This is a genomic window from Rhizobium sp. 05L429 (genome assembly GCF_056397645.1).
Genome location: NZ_JBFTNV010000019.1, coordinates 1 through 17,152 on the forward strand (window position 1 = coordinate 1; position 17,152 = coordinate 17,152).

The 17,152-nt window shown below is 58.3% G+C and carries 16 protein-coding genes and 2 tRNA genes; 11 read left to right on the forward strand and 7 right to left on the reverse strand.

Annotated elements, in window-relative coordinates; genetic code table 11:
• Nucleotides 1-130: 130 nt before the first annotated feature.
• The 3 genes from AC1DNW_RS19910 to AC1DNW_RS19920 form a co-directional block, all read right to left on the reverse strand.
• Nucleotides 131-2,974, reverse strand: a complete 2,844-nt coding sequence (locus tag AC1DNW_RS19910) for a valine--tRNA ligase (RefSeq protein WP_113311589.1) — start codon at nucleotides 2,972-2,974, stop codon at nucleotides 131-133.
• 119 nt (nucleotides 2,975-3,093) lie between these two features.
• Complete coding sequence (locus tag AC1DNW_RS19915; protein WP_113311588.1) at nucleotides 3,094-3,981, reverse strand: DUF2497 domain-containing protein; 888 nt, start codon at nucleotides 3,979-3,981, stop codon at nucleotides 3,094-3,096.
• Between the two features lie 231 nt (nucleotides 3,982-4,212).
• Complete coding sequence (locus AC1DNW_RS19920; RefSeq protein ID WP_477854120.1) at nucleotides 4,213-4,878, reverse strand: protein-L-isoaspartate O-methyltransferase family protein; 666 nt, start codon at nucleotides 4,876-4,878, stop codon at nucleotides 4,213-4,215.
• A 475-nt stretch (nucleotides 4,879-5,353) separates the two neighbouring features.
• On the opposite strand from AC1DNW_RS19920, the gene AC1DNW_RS19925 reads away from it, so the two are divergent.
• Nucleotides 5,354-5,644, forward strand: coding sequence for a hypothetical protein (locus AC1DNW_RS19925; protein ID WP_113311587.1), 291 nt, complete (start codon nucleotides 5,354-5,356; stop codon nucleotides 5,642-5,644).
• Nucleotides 5,645-5,713: 69 nt separating this feature from the next.
• Here the strand turns inward: AC1DNW_RS19925 and AC1DNW_RS19930 are convergent.
• A tRNA-Cys gene (locus tag AC1DNW_RS19930) sits at nucleotides 5,714-5,787 on the reverse strand.
• Between the two features lie 454 nt (nucleotides 5,788-6,241).
• Between AC1DNW_RS19930 and AC1DNW_RS19935 the strand changes: the two genes are divergently transcribed.
• Complete coding sequence (locus tag AC1DNW_RS19935; RefSeq protein WP_113297813.1) at nucleotides 6,242-6,631, forward strand: KTSC domain-containing protein; 390 nt, start codon at nucleotides 6,242-6,244, stop codon at nucleotides 6,629-6,631.
• A gap of 99 nt (nucleotides 6,632-6,730) precedes the next feature.
• Here the strand turns inward: AC1DNW_RS19935 and AC1DNW_RS19940 are convergent, their stop codons facing one another.
• Nucleotides 6,731-7,024: a hypothetical protein gene (locus AC1DNW_RS19940; protein ID WP_113297814.1), complete on the reverse strand. Its 294-nt coding sequence runs from the start codon at nucleotides 7,022-7,024 to the stop codon at nucleotides 6,731-6,733.
• Between the two features lie 118 nt (nucleotides 7,025-7,142).
• Between AC1DNW_RS19940 and AC1DNW_RS19945 the strand changes: the two genes are divergently transcribed.
• A tRNA-Asn gene (locus tag AC1DNW_RS19945) sits at nucleotides 7,143-7,217 on the forward strand.
• A gap of 430 nt (nucleotides 7,218-7,647) precedes the next feature.
• Complete coding sequence (locus AC1DNW_RS19950) at nucleotides 7,648-7,902, forward strand: hypothetical protein (RefSeq protein ID WP_113297815.1); 255 nt, start codon at nucleotides 7,648-7,650, stop codon at nucleotides 7,900-7,902.
• A gap of 303 nt (nucleotides 7,903-8,205) precedes the next feature.
• Here AC1DNW_RS19950 and AC1DNW_RS19955 read toward each other — a convergent pair whose 3' ends face one another.
• A complete protein-coding gene (locus AC1DNW_RS19955; RefSeq protein WP_018114238.1) occupies nucleotides 8,206-8,865 on the reverse strand; it encodes a peroxiredoxin in 660 nt (219 codons plus the stop codon).
• 276 nt (nucleotides 8,866-9,141) lie between these two features.
• Here AC1DNW_RS19955 and AC1DNW_RS19960 point away from each other — a divergent pair, with 276 nt between their 5' ends.
• Nucleotides 9,142-9,939 (forward strand): creatininase family protein, encoded by a 798-nt coding sequence (locus tag AC1DNW_RS19960; RefSeq protein ID WP_113311586.1) that lies wholly within the window; start codon nucleotides 9,142-9,144, stop codon nucleotides 9,937-9,939.
• Here AC1DNW_RS19960 and AC1DNW_RS19965 read toward each other — a convergent pair whose 3' ends face one another.
• Nucleotides 9,940-10,890, reverse strand: a complete 951-nt coding sequence (locus tag AC1DNW_RS19965) for a LysR family transcriptional regulator (RefSeq protein ID WP_113311585.1) — start codon at nucleotides 10,888-10,890, stop codon at nucleotides 9,940-9,942.
• A gap of 182 nt (nucleotides 10,891-11,072) precedes the next feature.
• Here AC1DNW_RS19965 and AC1DNW_RS19970 point away from each other — a divergent pair, with 182 nt between their 5' ends.
• From AC1DNW_RS19970 to AC1DNW_RS19995, 6 genes are all read left to right on the forward strand, one after another.
• Nucleotides 11,073-12,089, forward strand: coding sequence for an ABC transporter substrate-binding protein (locus AC1DNW_RS19970; RefSeq protein WP_113311584.1), 1,017 nt, complete (start codon nucleotides 11,073-11,075; stop codon nucleotides 12,087-12,089).
• A 66-nt stretch (nucleotides 12,090-12,155) separates the two neighbouring features.
• Entirely contained in the window at nucleotides 12,156-12,980 is an 825-nt protein-coding gene (locus AC1DNW_RS19975) for an ABC transporter ATP-binding protein (RefSeq protein WP_113297819.1), read from the forward strand.
• Complete coding sequence (locus AC1DNW_RS19980; RefSeq protein WP_113311583.1) at nucleotides 12,980-13,834, forward strand: ABC transporter permease; 855 nt, start codon at nucleotides 12,980-12,982, stop codon at nucleotides 13,832-13,834. The genes AC1DNW_RS19975 and AC1DNW_RS19980 overlap by 1 nt, the downstream gene beginning before the upstream one ends.
• Nucleotides 13,834-15,147, forward strand: coding sequence for a cytosine deaminase (locus AC1DNW_RS19985; RefSeq protein WP_113311582.1), 1,314 nt, complete (start codon nucleotides 13,834-13,836; stop codon nucleotides 15,145-15,147). The genes AC1DNW_RS19980 and AC1DNW_RS19985 overlap by 1 nt, the downstream gene beginning before the upstream one ends.
• A gap of 1 nt (nucleotide 15,148) precedes the next feature.
• On the forward strand, nucleotides 15,149-16,558 hold the full coding sequence (locus tag AC1DNW_RS19990; RefSeq protein ID WP_477854121.1) for an FAD-binding oxidoreductase: 1,410 nt from the start codon (nucleotides 15,149-15,151) through the stop codon (nucleotides 16,556-16,558).
• Entirely contained in the window at nucleotides 16,555-17,136 is a 582-nt protein-coding gene (locus AC1DNW_RS19995; protein WP_113297823.1) for an NAD(P)H-dependent oxidoreductase, read from the forward strand. Before AC1DNW_RS19990 ends, AC1DNW_RS19995 begins: the two co-directional genes overlap by 4 nt.
• The last annotated feature ends 16 nt before the right edge of the window (nucleotides 17,137-17,152 follow it).

Sequence of the window (17,152 nt, forward strand, 5' to 3'; positions counted from 1 at the left end):
CCCAAACGGGTTATATCCACAGGCCGAAAGGCCAAAACGGCCCTAGCTCTTTCGAATCATCATATTTTTGAACGCAAAAGGCGCGCTCCGGGGAACGCGCCTTCAGGAATATTATACTCGCTATCCGCGATTATCCCGCTTCGCTAACTCGCGCCAAAGCAGTCCTCAGGCTTTCAATCTGGCTCGTCAGCTCTGCATGACGCTCGCGCTCGGCCTCCACCACTTCCGGGTTGGCATTGGCGACGAACTTCTCATTCGACAGCTTGCCGTCGATGCGCACGACTTCGCCCTCGGCCTTCGCAATCGCCTTTTCGAGGCGGCTCTTTTCCGCCGCCAGATCGATCAGATTGCCAAGCGGCAGACAGGCGGTCGCTTCTGCGACGATGATCTGAGCGGCACCCTTCGGCGCAGCTTCCGCCAGCGAAATGGCTTCGACACGTGCCAGGCGCTTGATGGCTGCGTCGTGACGGAACAGCCGTTCGCGCGTCAGGCTGTTGGCACCAACGACGACAAGCGGCGCGGTTGCCGCCGGCGGCACATTCATTTCCGAGCGGACAGAGCGGATGCCCGAAACGAGGTCGATCAACCAGTTGATCTCATCGGCCGCGGCATTGTCGGCGTAAGACGGCGACGGCCAATCGGCATGGCAGAGCAATCCGTCACGTTCCTGGCCCTCACCAGCCGTATGCGCCCACAGCTCTTCGGTCATGAAGGGCATGAAGGGATGCAGCAGCTTGTAGATCTCTTCCAGAACATAGGCGCTGCAGGCCTGAGCTTCGGCCTTCGCACCCTCGTCCTCGCCGCTGAAGACCGGCTTCAGAAGTTCGAGATACCAGTCGCAGAACTGGTTCCAGACGAAACGATAAAGTGCCCCGGAAGCATCGTTGAAGCGATAGGCTTCAAGAGCTTCCGTAACGTCACGTTCCGCGCGGGCAAGCTCCGTGAGGATCCAACGGTTGATGGTGAGTTCGGCGGCTTCCGGTACGAAATGCGGATCGCTTTTGACGCCATTCATTTCGGCAAAGCGGGTGGCGTTCCAGAGCTTGGTGCCGAAATTGCGGTAGCCGGCGATACGGGCCGGGTCGAGCTTCACGTCGCGACCCTGCGCGGCCATGATCGTCAGGGTAAAGCGCAGCGCGTCTGCACCATATTCGTCGATCAGTTCGAGCGGGTCGATGACGTTGCCCTTGGACTTCGACATCTTCTGCCCGTTCTTGTCGCGCACCAGAGCGTGAATATAGACGGTATGGAACGGCTCGACCGGGTTATCGTCCTCGTCCTTCATGAAATGCAGGCCCATCTGCATCATGCGAACAACCCAGAACGGGATGATATCGAAACCGGTAACAAGAACGCTGGTCGGGTAATATCGCTCCAGTTCGGGTGTCTTGTCCGGCCAGCCAAGTGTCGAGAACGGCCAGAGTGCCGACGAGAACCAGGTGTCGAGCACGTCTTCGTCACGTACCAGAATCTCGCCCGGCCTGAAGTTCTCAAGCAGGTCCTCGACATAGGCCTTCATCGGCCCTTCATGCGACAGGTAGTGCTGGATGGCGGCCTGCAGCGCCTCCTCTTCGGTCTTCTCGACGAAAACCTGACCATCAGGGCCATACCAGGCCGGAATCTGGTGACCCCACCAGAGTTGACGGGAGATGCACCACGGCTGGATATTGTCCATCCATTGGAAATAGGTGTTCTCCCAGTTCTTCGGGACGAACTTTGTCCGGCCTTCGCGAACGGAGGCTATGGCAGGCTTGGCAAGGGTCTTGTTATCGACCCACCATTGCTCGGTCAGACGCGGCTCGATCGGCACACCACCACGGTCGCCATGCGGAACCATATGCTTATGCGGCTCGATCTTGTCGAGCAGGCCGGCTTCCTCGAAAACCTCGACGATGATCTTGCGTGCAACGAAACGATCCTGGCCTTCCAGCCGGTCCCACGCGCCATGCAAGGCGGCCGGGTGATCGAGACCTTCCAGAAAGTCCTCGTTTTCTTTGATGGTCACCGAACCATCGACGTTGAGGACATTGATGGCGCGCAGGCCGGCACGCCTGCCGACTTCAAAATCGTTGAAATCGTGCGCGGGCGTGATCTTGACCGCACCCGAGCCGGCTGCCGGATCGGCATAGTCATCAGCGACAATCGGAATCCTGCGGCCAACAATCGGCAGGATGACATGTTTTCCAACGATGGACTTGTAGCGCTCGTCCTTGGGATTAACCGCAACGCCGGTATCGCCAAGCATCGTCTCCGGCCGCGTCGTCGCAACCACGAGGTAATCGCGTGTTTCGAATTCGGTGGGCTTGCCCTCCTCATCAAAAGCGATCGGGTACTGATAGGTGACGCCGTCTTCCAGCGGATAGCGCAGATGCCAGAGATTGCCTTTAAGCTCGATCTGCTCGACTTCCATGTCGGAGATCGCCGTCAGCAATTTCGGATCCCAATTGACGAGGCGCTTGTCCTTGTAAATCAGGCCTTCCTTGTAGAGCGTGACGAAAACCTCGAGAACGGCCCTCGAGAGGCCCTCGTCCATGGTGAAGCGCTCACGCGACCAGTCGCAGGAGGCGCCGAGACGCTTCAACTGGTTGAAGATCAGGCCGCCCGATTCGCCCTTCCACTCCCAGACCTTTTCGATGAAGGCATCGCGGCCCATGTCGCGGCGGCCAGGAAGCTGCTGCTCCATCAGCTTGCGCTCGACGACCATCTGCGTGGCGATGCCGGCATGGTCCATGCCCGGCTGCCAGAGGACATCCTTGCCGCGCATGCGCTCGAACCGCACCATGACGTCCTGCAGCGTATTGTTCAGCGCATGACCCATGTGCAGCGAGCCGGTGACATTCGGCGGCGGGATGACGATGGTGAAGCTCTCCGCACCCGGCTTCGCATTGGCGCCGGCACGGAAGGCATCCGCCTCATCCCATTTCGCAGCGATTTTCGGTTCGACGGCGGCGGAATCGTAGGTCTTTTCGAGCATTTTCTGACCAATTCGAAGTTCGAGGATGGGCGTTTTGTAAATAGGATGGCTACGGCCAAGTCAATAAAAAAGCCGCCCCGGAGACCGGAGCGGCTCTTGTCCAGAAAAAGCGGTTCCGATCAGCGGCGCGGGCCGCGCGCCACGCGTTCGATCTCTTCGCGCACGAGCCGTTCGACGAGCGTCGGCAGATTATCATCAAGCCATTCGCGCAGCATCGGACGCAGCATGTCCTCGGCAATCTCATCTAGCGAGCGGCGCTCAGCGGCGCCATCGATCGCGGCGGCAAGCTCATCGAAGGAGCGAGCAACCTGCAGGCCGGTGTTCTGGGACAGAAGCGCCGGCTGAATTTCTTCCGCTGCGCGCACAGCCGCAAGTTCGGCAGGCTGGAAAACCGGGGGCTCGACACGCTGTTCGACAGAAGAAAGCACGGGCGCCTCGTCGACGATTGCAGGCTGCGGGATCTCGGGCAGGCGTGGCTCGGCAAAGACCGGCGCAGGCTCTGGTGCATATTGGGCGACGGGCGCAATCGGGGCAACGAAGGGAGCCGGCTCGACCGGGCGCGGAGCAGCAGCCACGCGCGGTGCTTCAAAGGCCGGCTGTGGCTCGAATTGCGGCTGCGATTCATGGAACGCCTGGGGCATATCACGGAGAGCCTGACCGGCCTGAACAGCGCTGCGCTCGGAAGCGGCACGGACACGCGCTGCAACATCGGCAAGCGACATGGCGCGGGCCGGCATTTCCGGCTCGGGCGCCGTGCCGGCAGAATTTGCAGCGACGAAACGCGGATCGGGACGCAACGCAAGCGGTTCCGGAAACTCAACACCGGCGTAGGTGTCGTCAACCGTCAGATGGATTTCGGAGTCGTTTTCTTCTTCCGCACCGTAAACGGGAGGAAGCGAGGCGGATATCGCCTTTCCGGCGCCAGGCTCATTGCTTTCGATGATCTGGCGAATGGAGGCCAGAATCTCTTCCATGGACGGTTCACGCACTACACCTGGCTGAGCCATATCTATCCCCGTTATCCCTTAAACAACGACCGGACGGCGTGGAGCATGCATCCGAATCACCTTGACTTTAGAATACCCCAAAGGGGAAAAAAATCAGCGCGAATCAAACAAATGCAGCCATGCACAGTTTTGTTACCCAAGTGTAAGCGAAGTCTGTGAAGGCTTTTTGGGCGGCAGAAACGAAAGCGGGCGCCCATGGCGCCCGCTCAATAAATCGGCGACAGGAACGCCTTAAAATACGAACTCGCGAGCCTTGGCGAAACCGGGCAGCGGCTTGACCGAAGCATTGAAGAAGACGTTTTCGGAAACAGCGCCGCGCTCGCTGACAAAGACCTTGGCGCGGGCAGCATTGCCATAACCCTGCACGACAACGAGACGGCCGCCATCCTGCAGCTGGCCGAGAAGTGCGGCAGGAACCTCTTCCACCGAACCGTTGATAAAGATCAGATCATAAGGAGCACCGGCGCTATTGCCCTTCTCAAGCGGGCCAGTCGCTATCTGCACATTTGCATAACTGGCGAGATTCGCCTTGGCTTCAGAAGCCAGGGTCTCATCCGCTTCGAGGGCCACGACTGAGCCTGCGATCAGCGACAGCAGCGCGGAGGTGTAACCCGTGCCGGCGCCAACTTCGAGAACGGTATCATCCTTGGTGATGGCGGCGAGCTGCAGCAGCTTGGCAAGCGGCGATGCCTCCATGAGGAAGCGGCCCGGATTGCCGGCAGCCGCCGGAGCAATTTCGATATCATTATCGATATAGGCCAGCACCTTCGCCTTTTCCGGCACGAACGCTTCGCGCGGGACGGTGAGGAAGGCCGTCAGCACCGAATGCGAGGTAACGTCCGTCGTGCGGACCTGGTTGTCGACCATCTTTACGCGTGCTGCTTCGAAATCCATCATATCCTCTCGCCGATGAAAGCGGTTCTGTCTTCCGTCTCTTAGTCTCCGCCACGAATGCTTTCAAGGCTTGCCGGCCGCCTGCTTGAAGAATCCCGCGGGTCCTTCCCCGCATGCAACAGGTAAAAAATGGAAGCTGCAACTTCTGCGTGGAACAAACAGTGATTCCGTGATACTAATATGACCGGAGGAAATGAGGAGGAGGAGCAAGCCATGTCTGCCGTTCTGGAATATTTCACGCTGTTCGACTTTTTCATCGTCGCGGCGCTCGTTGGCATATTCTGCTGCGGGCTGCTGGACGGAAGAGCGACCTGAACAGATCGCGCTTCCTGTATAAAAGTTTCCTGGCCGCCTACCCGGCGCGCCGGAAAAATAGGTTTTGGTGTCCAATCGGATCAAGCCGGCACAGTCGATTGCGTTATTAACTCTATGTCAACCATATTGTTGCGCCAGCCGCGGCTTCCGCTAAGTTGGCGGCATGCAAACCTTCGCCATTCAATCGCCAGAGATCGAAACGCTTCACTACAATCCGGAAGCGAGGCTGCTGCTTGTGAAATTCAAAAGCGGCGCCATCTGCAATTTCACGCGGATCTCAGCGCAGGCGCTGCAGCGACTGCTCGGCCCTGATGTGCGGATAGAGAACAAGACGGCTGGTGACGATGCCGGCTATCTGGCGGGCCTGCGCAGCGGCGGATTGCGGGCGCTTTACTCTCTGACCGGCATCAAGCCAGCCCAATTCGATTTCAGCCAGGTTCCCGTAGTCTGGTAAGACTGCCGAATCGATACCGCGCCTCATTTTATGAAGCGGATCGGATTTCTATGTCGGTGAAAAAGTTATTGGAGGCCTCGCCCGGAATTGAACCGGGGTACAAGGATTTGCAGTCCTCTGCGTCACCACTCCGCCACGAGGCCTCACAGGCTGTATTAGCCGTGGCGAGCGTTTAGAATGATCGTAAGGAAATCGCAAGAGGGCTTTCCAAAAACATTTCCCGCAATTTCAAACTCTGGCCACATCGGGCGTATAGAGAACAAGGATCAATCCAGCGTCGTAGGCACCGAGACGCCGCTCCCAGGGACAATGATAAAAGCTCCATTCTGCTGAAAAATCGCGCTCGCCCGAACAACAAATAGGCTATCAGCTGCTTGAATAGGCCTTTAGGCCATCTGGATTGTGCAACAGGCTAAATTCAGCAAGCTTTACCCTATCGCCTATATTGATCGGTGAGACGCCAACTGTGAAGACGACAACGCGATCACTTCTGTTATATTAGACACATCGAAACATCGCTCAAATATTAGTAACAAATTCTTAACTTGACTTTCAGCATCGTCGTTACATCCTGTTGTGGGAGTGACAGGAGCAGAAATGAACTGGGTGCCTTTGAATTCCAAACAGATCCGCGCCGTATCCTACGATCCGGAGACCCAGGTTCTTCATGCCAAATTCGCCGGCGGCCGCTCAATTCGGCATAACGGGGTGCTGCCGCATATTTACGACAATCTCATCGAAACCAGCGATCCGGAATTTTACTATAAATATTATCTGGAGCCTTCGCGTATCCAGGCCGGCTGGTGGCAGAAAGCCAACCTCAGTTCCCATGCGGTGAAGCTGTTGATAATTCTCATCGCCGCACTCGTGATCACGGCGACCGCACTTGAGGAAAATGGCGAGCTGCCAATCCACCTCTCGGAGATCACAGGGTCAGAAACAACCGCTCCAGCCTCTATTGAAGGCCCTGTCGTCTCTCCGCAGTGACAAACCACACATACTGCACGACCGGGGCATACGATTCCGCGGGCAGACTTCTATTGGCGCCCATCCTCGATATGGCAGCTTGCGGCTTCCCTGAAGACTTTACGCAGGGCGCTTTCGGCGATGCCACCAGACCGCGACGCGTCGTCGCCATCTGCGTGCGATCGGCAAATCGTGGGACAGCACGAGGAAGCCGAGTGGCAACATCCAGAAGCCAAGAATAGGCAAAAAGCCCAGTATGCCGCCGAAAATGAGCAGTGTTCCGGTCGTCATGCGTGCAATGCGCGAGCGCGGCATCGGTACCCGCAGCGAGCCGAGAACCAGCTTGCCATCCTTGTGATCAATGCCGAAACGTGTTTCTGCGGCCTTTTTCGGCCCATTTTTCCTGTTAATCATCTATAAAAGATGGGCTTAAGCGGCACGAATACAAGCTGATTTCATTTTTTTGAAAAAACTGCTTGGCAAATCGGGAAAGCATTTGTATTACCCCGCTCACGCCGCGGCCAAGCGGTGATCCCTGGTAGCTCAGCGGTAGAGCATTCGACTGTTAATCGACAGGTCGCCGGTTCGAATCCGGCCCGGGGAGCCAGTTTCTTCAGCTAAGCAGCTGATTGTATTGAGGGAGTCGGTTCTTAAATGGGCCGACTCCTAATTTTTTTCCCAGTTCTGTTTCTGTGGATATAAGTTCGAGCCTGTAGTTGGCTCCCTCTCTCGAACCCATTCACCATGCTGTCGTTCCTAAAGCGCGCCGGTTTTGCCGTTGCGCCGATGATCGACTGGACAGATCGCGCCGCAAATCTGGGCCAGTGAACGGCTTGTCGTACCGACCTAAGGCTCCTGTTCCTCGAAGATGATGTTCTCAATGAGAAGCGACAGATACGTCAACTGATGCTGCCCATGTAGGCGATGCGGCCCAACCCTTCTCTGAGGCTGGGCGGGGCGTTAGGATTTTCTTGACTTCGCTCACCTGGGGCAGGCATTCACTGGCCAACCAACCAGTGCAGGTGTAAGCACGTGCCATGGCGCTAGATCCTCAGAAAGCATTTTTAGATTACAGTGCGGCGGACTGCAGCGTGCAGTTCTGGACCGCCAACGCACCCGCCGTGCAATTCACCTCTTTGGAGGCCGCCGTCAGGTTCGCGAAAGACAAGGGCGGCAGATGGGAAGAGATCGAGATAACGGTCCATCTGGCGCGCGAAGACATCGTTTTCGCCACCGGAAAAGTGCATCAACTAATTGATGCTTTACCAAGTGATGTCCGGAAAAAGCGTTAGTCTGGTCGATTTGCAGTCAAGAAACCGGCCGTCGGTGCCGGGCACGCGAAAATGGGATCTGCACGCGATAGACACCCTGCTCAACGCATTCAGCGGGATCGGTGATCCATATGCCAACAGATATCATTATCGCAACATTTGCGCTTTTCGCAGCCGGCCTCGCCTTCGCAAGCATCACCTCCGGCAAATAGGCAAGGAAAAGGCTGGCTCCGCTCCAATACGGCTTCTGCTATAGGCTAGAAAACAAAGACGCCCCGGAGGCCAGAGCGTCTTTGATTCAATCGTAATGCCGGCGGAGTGAACTCATGCGGACGGCTGCTTGGTCTTTCTGAGGTACGGCAGAACCGTATCGAAGGAGCCGAAGCGGGCGATGGCGTCTTCGTTGGAGACGGCGGCGGTGATGATTACGTCGTCGCCCTGGTTCCAGTTGGCTGGTGTTGCGACCTGGTGCTTGGCGGTCAGCTGGATGGAGTCGATCGCACGCAGAATCTCGTTGAAATTGCGGCCCGTCGTCATCGGGTAGGTGAGGATCAGCTTGATCTTCTTATCCGGGCCGATGACGAAGACCGAGCGCACGGTGGCGTTGTCGGCAGGCGTGCGCCCCTCGGAGCTTTCGCCGGCACCGGCAGGCAGCATGTCATAGAGTTTGGCGACCTTGAGGTCCTTGTCGCCGATCAGCGGATATTCGACATCGAAGCCGGTCGCCGTCTTGATGTCGTTCTTCCACTTGCCGTGGCTTTCGACCGGATCGACGGAAATGCCGATGATCTTGACGCCGCGCTTCTTAAACTCGCCTTCGAGGCCGGCCATGGTGCCGAGCTCGGTCGTGCAGACCGGCGTAAAATTCTTCGGATGCGAGAAGAGAACGGCCCAGCCGCTGCCGATCCAGTCATGGAACTGAACGGGCCCCTGGGTGGTGTCGGCGGTGAAATCGGGAGCAATATCGTTGATACGTAGGCTCATGGTCGGCCCTCCAATTGCGGATCGTTAAATCTGAACACTCGCAGGCAGTTCTGCGTGCCATGACTATCTACAGACCTGCGCCAACCGTGGTCAAACCAAAGCCTTCCCCGAAAGGGGCGACGGCGGAATATTTATTTCCAACGTGCAAGATGGCCTGACATCGGACTAACGACATCATGCGCGCAAAAAGGCAGCGGCGTGCGCGCAAATCGATGCTTTTCGCATGCCGCGTTATTCCCTACTCACTATCGAATAATGACAAAGAGGGAAGCGGCGATGGCGACACCATTCTTCTGGAATGAACTGAACACTTATGATTTTGCCGCGCTTTCCCCCGACACGACCATCGCTATCCTGCCGATCGCTTCGACTGAGCAACACGGTCCGCATCTGCCCATCGCCACCGATGTGGCGATCGCCAACGGCATGTTGGCGGAACTGCGCCGGCAACGGCCCGAGGACCTCGATATCCTCGTCCTGCCGACCCAGGAAATCGGCAAGGCCAACGAGCATGTCTATGGTCCAGGTACGCTTTCCCTCAGCGCCGAACTGCTGATCCCCGTCTGGACGGCGATAGGCGCGAAGGTGGCGGAAACCGGTCTGCGCAAGCTTGTCATCGTCAATTCGCATGGCGGCAATGTCGATATCATGAGCATCGTCGCCCGTGAGCTGCGAGTACGCCACAAGATGGCCGTCGTTTCCACCCAGTGGGGCCGGTTCGGCAATCCTGACGGCATGATCAGCGAGCATGAGTCACGTTACGGCATTCATGGCGGCGAAGTGGAGACGTCGCTGATGCTGCATTTCCGGCCGGAACTGGTGCGGATGGAGAAGGCCCAGAATTTTACCTCGAAAGCCGAATGGATGCGCGAGCAATCGCAGTATATCCAGCCGCTGCCGCCGCATTCGCTGGCCTGGATCGCTCACGACCTCAATCCAAACGGGGTCGTCGGGGATGCCTCCAAGGGCACTGCGGAGAAGGGCGAGGCGATCTGCGGCCATCAGGTCAAGGGCTTCATCGAGCTGCTCTACGACCTGAAGCGCTATCCGCTCTCCAACCTCTATTCGAAGTAATCAGGCGACTGCCGGCCGCTCCAGCGGGATGTGGCCCTTGGTCTGCAACTCCTGGACAAGGCCCGCGAGTTCGGCGAGCAAGTATTCAACGAAAAGGCTGGTTGCGGAATCGAGCGGCGTACGGGCGCGGGCAAAGAGCTTGAGCGGCTGGTGGCGGCTATGCGGGTCTGCAATCGAGCGAAAGACCAGCTCGCCCTGACGGCATTCGGTGATGACATCGAGTGGGTTCAGCATGGAGAGCCCTGCCCCGCATCTGACCAGCTTCTTCAGCATTTCCGAAGCATTTGTTTCGAGCACTGGCTCGATAGAGACGTCCAGTCTTGCCATTGCGAGGTTGATGACATCGCGAAGACTTGTGCCCTGCTGCGCGAGAACCAGTCGCTCCTGCACCACGTCGGCAAGGTTGATCGGCCCCGGCCCGATCAATGGGTGACCTGGCGGCAGGATGACGCCGATCGGGATATCGAAATTGCCGAGGGTGCGGATGCCGGGCGTGGCAGGAATATTGAAACCGAGGCCGATGTCCACCTCGCCTGACAGGACCTGATTGATCGAAGCCGTGCCGGCATCGCTGCGGAGCTGGAAGAAAACCCGTGAATGCTCCGACTGAAAGCGCGTGATGATTTCCGGTAGCGGGCCGGAAGCAAGGCCGACCGTTGTGGCAAGCCTGACCTTGCCTGCCTGCTGCATCTTGAGGCTCTTAATGCGCCCTTCCAGCCGATCGTAGTTCTTCAGCACTTCTCGAATATGTTCGATGCAAAGTTCTCCCGCAGCCGTGAGGCGCAGGCCTCGCGGCAGGCGCTCGAAGAGCGGAGCACCCATCTCCTCCTCCAGCGCCAGGATCTGCCTGTTAATTGCCGAAGAGGCGACGTTCAGACGGGCTGCTGCCTTCCGGATGGAGCCCGTTCTGGCGATCTCGTTGATGTAGAGAAGCTTTCTGGAGTGCAGCATCGCGACCTCGTTGCATCGTTTTTAAGCACAGCGCCTAAATTAGGCACAGACACATCATGAGATGCCAAAAAGGCATCACTGCGCACGAATTTTGCTGCTTTTCAAAGAGCGAAGCAATCGCTCAAATGAAGAAAATCGGGGTTCGAAAACGAGCTTCAAGGCACCAGAAGGGGAACGCCGCCATGTCCAACACACTGAAAACGTCCATATTTTCTGCAGTTCTTGGCCTTGGCGGCATGCTTGCTGCCAGTGTACCCGGCTATGCGCTCGACAAGGTGAGCTATGGCACCAACTGGCTGGCGCAGGCCGAGCATGGCGGTTTCTATCAGGCCGTGGCCGACGGAACCTATGCCAAATACGGCCTCGACGTTTCCATCGTGCAGGGCGGGCCGAATGCCGCCAACAATGCGCTGCTGATCTCCGGCAAGATCGACTTCTACATGGGCGGGCCGCAGGGCGAAATCTCAGCTGTCGAGCAGGGCATTCCGCTCGTCGATGTCGCCGCGATCTTTCAGAAGGACCCGCAGATCCTGATCGCCCATCCCGATGTCGGCGTCGACAAGTTCGGGGATCTTGCCAAGCTGAAGACGCTATTCCTTAGCAAGGATGGCTACCTCACCTATTTCGAATGGATGAAGGCAAACTTTCCCGGATTCAAGGACGAGCAGTACAAGCCCTATAACTTCAATCCAGGCCCCTTTCTAGCCGACAAGCAATCTGCCCAGCAGGGTTATCTGACCTCAGAGCCCTACGAGATCCAGAAGCAGACCGGCTGGGAGCCGAAGGTCTTCCTGCTCGCCGATAACGGCTATTCGCCCTATTCGACGATGATCACCACGACACAGCAGATGGTCGATACCAAGCCTGACGTCGTGCAGCGCTTTGTCGATGCCTCGATCGAGGGCTGGTACAATTATCTCTACGGCGACAACAGCAAGGCCAATGCGCTGATCAAGAAGGACAATCCGGAAATCACGGATGGCCAGATCGCTTATTCGATCGGCAAGATGAAGGAATACGGCATCATCGAATCCGGTGAGGGCCTGGAAAAGGGCATCGGCTGCATCACCAACGCCCATTACAAGAAGTTCTTCGACGAAATGGTGGCGATCAAGGTCTTCAAGCCCGAGACCGACTACACCAAAGCGTTCACTACGAAGTTCGTCTGCAAGAGCGTCGGTGTATCGCTTAAGAAATAAGCTCCCAAGGCAGGGCCCGTCGCCTTCCGGCGGCGGGCCTCGTCCCCTCGATAAAAGAGCGAAAGAATGTCCCTAGCCGAAACCAAGGCGGCGCCTTCGAAAGATATACGCAGGCGGCCGTTGGTCGTCATGCAGTCCCTCTCGAAGGTCTTTTCCAGCGGCACGATTGCGCTTTCAGGCATGTCCCTGACGGTCGAAAGCGGCGAGTTCATCAGCCTTCTCGGTCCCTCCGGCTGTGGAAAATCCACCGCGCTGCGCATCATCGCCGGCCTCGGCGACGTTACATCCGGCAAGATCGACTGGCCGAGTTCACGCATAAATTCAAAAGGCCTTCCGGAAGGCGATATCGGTTTCGTCTTCCAGGAGCCGACGCTGATGCCCTGGAAGACTGTTTTCGGCAATGTCTACCTGCCGCTGAAACTGCGCGGCGTCTCCAAGGCTGAAGCGAGCGGCCGGATCATGGAGGTGTTGGCGACCGTCGGCCTGCAGGATTTCGCCAGCGCCTATCCGCGTGAGCTCTCGGGCGGCATGAAGATGCGCGTTTCGATTGCCCGCGCGCTGGTGACAAAGCCCAAGCTGCTGCTGATGGACGAGCCTTTCGCTGCGCTTGATGAGATCACCCGCCAGAAGCTCAATGACGACGTGCTGCGGCTGTGGAAGGCGACTGGCATTACCGTGATCTTCGTCACGCATTCCGTTTTTGAATCCGCCTATCTTTCCAACCGGATCGTTGTGATGAAGGCGCGGCCGGGCCGGGTGCATGCAGATTTTCCACTGGCGACCAGCCTTGAGCGGGATTCGCATTACCGAACCTCGGAAGAATACCGGCGAGCCTGCGAAACCGCGTCCCGATCGCTAATCGAGGCCATGGGCGGATCGGAGGAGCACTGATGAGTGTCAACAGTATCGAAACGACCGAGGTCCCGCCCCTGCCCCTTCCCAATCCCGTCAATGCCAACAGGCGCGATCTGGCGCTGCGCATCGCCGTGCCTTTTCTGGTCATCGGCGCCCTCATCGCCATCTGGGAGCTTTACGTGGTGCTCTCGGGCGTTCCGCCCTACATCCTGCCCGGGCCCGGCGCTGTCGCGGCCGCCTTCATCAATGACTGGGGCACGCTTGCCCCAGCGCTTTGGGTCACGACGCAGATCACCTTGATATCGCTGATGCTGGCGCTGATCGGTGGCGTGGGTTTTGCGATCTTTCTGGTGCAATCGCGCTGGATCGAAATCGCCTTCTATCCGCTTGCGGTCATCCTGCAGGTCACGCCGATCGTGGCGATTTCGCCGCTCATCCTGATCTACGCACCGTCCACGCAGGTGGCACTCCTGATCTGCGCCTTCCTCGTTGCTTTCTTCCCGATCCTTTCGAACATGGTGCAGGGCCTGAAGAGCGTCGATCACAACCTGATCAACCTGTTCGAACTTTATGGCGCCTCACGCTGGCAGACGCTGATCTATCTGAAGATCCCGGCCGCTCAGCCTTACTTCATGACAGGGCTTCGCATCGGCGGCGGCCTTGCATTGATCGCCGCCGTGGTTGCGGAATTCGCTGCGGGTTCGGCGGGTGCCGGTTCGGGCCTCGCCTTCCGTCTGCTGGAATCGCAATATCGCATGAACATTCCCCGCCTGTTCGCGGCGCTCTTCATGCTCTCCATGCTCGGCGTCGCGATATTCGCCATTACCTCCTTCATTTCATGGCTCAGCCTGCATCGCTGGCACGAGAGCAGCCTGAAGCGGGAAAACTGATGACCTATTCCTTCATGTTGCCCCCGAATGCGGGCCGCTTCGTGCTGGCCAATGCGACGCTTCCTGCAGTTACCGTCAGCGGCTTTGCTGCTGAGGCGAATGAGGGGCTCGTCAAGGCCGATATCGTCATAACGGACGGGGCGATTTCAGCGATCCTGCCACCCGGCACAGCGCCAGCGGAGTTTGCCAAGTCCGATATGAGGGAAGGTATGGTCTGGCCGTGCTTTGCCGATATTCATACGCATCTGGACAAAGGCCACATCTGGCCGCGCAAGCCCAATCCGGATGGGACCTTCATGGGCGCATTGGAAGCCGTGGGCAGGGACCGGGAGGCAAACTGGTCGGCCGCCGATGTGCGCAAGCGTATGGAATTCTCGCTGCGCTCAGCCTATGCGCACGGCACCGGTCTTATCCGCACCCATCTGGATTCGCTCGCACCCCAGCACCGCATTTCCTTCGAGGTCTTTGCCGAACTGCGCGACGAATGGAAGGAGAAGATCGCCCTGCAGGCAGTCGCCCTCTTCCCGCTCGACAATATGGCGGACGAATCCTTCTTCGCCGATCTCGTCGCGGTCGTAAAGGACAAGGGCGGCTTGCTCGGCGGTGTCACCAGGATGGGACAATCGCTCGACTGGCAGCTCGACACGCTTTTGCATGCGGCGGCGAAGAACTGCCTCGATGTCGATCTGCATGTCGACGAAACGGATGATCCGGACGCCGAAACATTGAAGGCGATCGCCGAAGCCGTTTTGCGCAACCGGTTCGAAGGCAAAGTAACGGCAGGTCATTGCTGCTCTCTGGCGCGGCAGGATGACGATACGGCCAAGCGGACCGTGGATCTCGTTCACAAGGCAGGGGTTTCGGTCATCTCGCTGCCGATGTGCAACATGTACCTGCAGGATCGTTATCCCGGCCGCACGCCGCGCTGGCGTGGCGTCACTCTGTTCAAGGAATTGGCGGCTGCCGGCGTCGAGACGGCTGTCTCCTCCGACAATACGCGCGACCCCTTCTACGCCTATGGCGATCTCGATCCGGTGGAAGTGTTTCGCGAGGCGGTTCGCATCCTGCATCTCGACCATCCGCTCGATAATGCGGCGCGTGTCGTCACGGCGTCACCGGCTAAGATTGCCGGCAGGCCGCAGATGGGCCGCATTGCCGTCGGCAGCCCCGCCGATCTCGTGCTCTTCAGCGCCCGGCGCTGGAGCGAATTCCTTTCCCGTCCGCAGTCTGACCGCGTCGTGCTTCGCCGCGGCAAGGTGATCGACCGCAGCCTGCCGGATTACCGTGAACTCGATAGCGTCGTTGGAGGCTGACATGGCCGATTATCAGAAGATCAGACAAGAACTCGAAGGTATTGCGATCGAGGACAATCCGGCGCTCGTTCGCCAGAAGAGCCGCGATTTCTACTGGTATTCGCCGATCCTGAAGGCGCAGCTCGACAACGTGACGGCCGATATCGTCGTTACGCCGAAGAACGAGGCCGAAGTCATCCAGACGCTGAAGGTCGCCTATGCGCATGGGGTTCCGGTGACCCCGCGCGGGGCCGGCACCGGCAATTACGGCCAGGCTATGCCGCTTTCCGGCGGCATCATCCTCAACCTTGCCGCCATGGACAAGATCAAGGAAATCCATCCCGGCCGCGTCATCTGCGAGCCGGGCATCGTAATCGCCCAACTCGACAAGCAGACCAAGGTGCATTCCGGACAGGAACTGCGCTTCCACCCCTCGACCGCCCAAACGGCAACGGTCGGCGGCTTCATTGCCGGCGGTTCGGGTGGCGTCGGCTCGATCACCTGGGGCGGGTTGCGCGACCTCGGCAATATTCTGCGTCTGCGCGTCGTCACCATGGAGGCGGAGCCGCGGGTGCTCGACCTCACCGGCTGGGATCTGCAGAAGGTCAGCCATGCCTATGGCACCAACGGCATCATCACGGAAATCGAGATGCCGCTTGCGCCTGCCTATGACTGGGTGGATGTTCTCGTCGGTTATGACGACTTCATGGACGCGGTGCGCTTCTCAGACGCGCTGGCGAAGTGCAACGGCATTCTCGTCAAGGAAATAGCGCCGATCGCCGCACCCATCCCGCACGACTATTTCACCCGGCACAAGCCCTATATCCGTCAGGGCCAGTCGATCGTCGTGCTGATGATCGCGCCGCATTCCATGGATGCCTTCCTGGCCTTCACGGCAGCGCAGAAGGGCGAGATCATGTTCCGCTCGGACAAGGTCGAAAGCATGCGCGGCATTCCGCATGCCTATGAACTGGCCTGGAACCATACGACGTTGCGCGCGCTCAAGGTCGACCCGACGTTCACCTATCTGCAGGTGCAGTATCCGGGCCCGGATCATGTCGCCAAGGTGCGGAAGATGGTAGAGATCTTCGGCGATGAAGTACCCGGCCACCTCGAATTCATCAGGTTTGACGGGCAGATCCAGTGCTCGGGCCTGCCGCTGGTACGCTACACGACAGAGGAACGGCTGGAAGAGATCATCAAGATCCACCAGGACCACGGCTGCCCGATCTTCAATCCGCACCGCTATACGCTGGAAGAGGGCGGCATGAAGCGCACCGACAAGGTGCAGCTCGCCTTCAAGCACGAGACCGATCCGAAGGGGCTGCTGAACCCCGGCAAGATGATTGCCTGGGAAAATCCCAATTTCGACTTCAACGCCGGCAAGAACTATCTCTTCCCTGGTCTTGCGGCTGTCATGGAGGACTCATGAGGGTTCTCGTCCTCCACTCGCACCCGGTCGAGGAAAGCTACGGCAAGGCGCTCTACAGGCAGACCTTGGAAAGCCTTGCCGAAGCCGGGCATGAGGTGGATGCCTGCGATCTCTACGCGGAAAAATTCGACCCCGTTCTCTCTCAGCACGACCGGCTGATCTATCACGACTATCCGGAGAATACGTCTCTCGTAAAACCCTATGTCGACAGACTGAAGCAGGCCGAGGCTTTGGTCATCTGCACGCCGGTGTGGAATTTCGGTTTCCCGGCCATCCTGAAGGGCTATTTCGATCGGGTCTGGCTTCCCGGCGTCTCCTTCGAACTCGTGGACGGCAAAGTCGAATCCCGTCTGCGCCATATCAAAAAGCTTGGCGCTGTACTTACCTACGGTGCAACACCTTTCCGTGCCTTTGTCGCCGGCAATCCGCCAAAGAAGATCGTCAAGCGGGTTTTGCGGGCGCAGATCAACCCGATCAATCCGGTCACCTTCCTCGCTCATTATGACATGAACAATTGCACGCCGGAGACCCGGTCAGCATTTCTCGCCAAGGTGAAGAGCGCGATGGAACGTTTCTAAAGAATTTCCGTTTTCT

Excerpts from the sequence above, each read along its gene's own strand:
- AC1DNW_RS19985 (WP_113311582.1), top strand. The coding sequence starts at position 13,834 with ATGACCTATTCCTTCATGTTGCCCCCGAATGCGGGCCGCTTCGTGCTG.
- AC1DNW_RS19955 (WP_018114238.1), bottom strand. The coding sequence starts at position 8,865 with ATGAGCCTACGTATCAACGATATTGCTCCCGATTTCACCGCCGACACC.
- AC1DNW_RS19910 (WP_113311589.1), bottom strand. The coding sequence starts at position 2,974 with ATGCTCGAAAAGACCTACGATTCCGCCGCCGTCGAACCGAAAATCGCT.
- AC1DNW_RS19965 (WP_113311585.1), bottom strand. The coding sequence starts at position 10,890 with ATGCTGCACTCCAGAAAGCTTCTCTACATCAACGAGATCGCCAGAACG.
- AC1DNW_RS19995 (WP_113297823.1), top strand. The coding sequence starts at position 16,555 with ATGAGGGTTCTCGTCCTCCACTCGCACCCGGTCGAGGAAAGCTACGGC.
- AC1DNW_RS19925 (WP_113311587.1), top strand. The coding sequence starts at position 5,354 with ATGCAAACCTTCGCCATTCAATCGCCAGAGATCGAAACGCTTCACTAC.
- AC1DNW_RS19975 (WP_113297819.1), top strand. The coding sequence starts at position 12,156 with ATGTCCCTAGCCGAAACCAAGGCGGCGCCTTCGAAAGATATACGCAGG.
- AC1DNW_RS19950 (WP_113297815.1), top strand. The coding sequence starts at position 7,648 with ATGGCGCTAGATCCTCAGAAAGCATTTTTAGATTACAGTGCGGCGGAC.
- AC1DNW_RS19920 (WP_477854120.1), bottom strand. The coding sequence starts at position 4,878 with ATGATGGATTTCGAAGCAGCACGCGTAAAGATGGTCGACAACCAGGTC.
- AC1DNW_RS19990 (WP_477854121.1), top strand. The coding sequence starts at position 15,149 with ATGGCCGATTATCAGAAGATCAGACAAGAACTCGAAGGTATTGCGATC.
- AC1DNW_RS19915 (WP_113311588.1), bottom strand. The coding sequence starts at position 3,981 with ATGGCTCAGCCAGGTGTAGTGCGTGAACCGTCCATGGAAGAGATTCTG.
- AC1DNW_RS19960 (WP_113311586.1), top strand. The coding sequence starts at position 9,142 with ATGGCGACACCATTCTTCTGGAATGAACTGAACACTTATGATTTTGCC.
- AC1DNW_RS19970 (WP_113311584.1), top strand. The coding sequence starts at position 11,073 with ATGTCCAACACACTGAAAACGTCCATATTTTCTGCAGTTCTTGGCCTT.
- AC1DNW_RS19940 (WP_113297814.1), bottom strand. The coding sequence starts at position 7,024 with ATGATTAACAGGAAAAATGGGCCGAAAAAGGCCGCAGAAACACGTTTC.
- AC1DNW_RS19980 (WP_113311583.1), top strand. The coding sequence starts at position 12,980 with ATGAGTGTCAACAGTATCGAAACGACCGAGGTCCCGCCCCTGCCCCTT.
- AC1DNW_RS19935 (WP_113297813.1), top strand. The coding sequence starts at position 6,242 with ATGAACTGGGTGCCTTTGAATTCCAAACAGATCCGCGCCGTATCCTAC.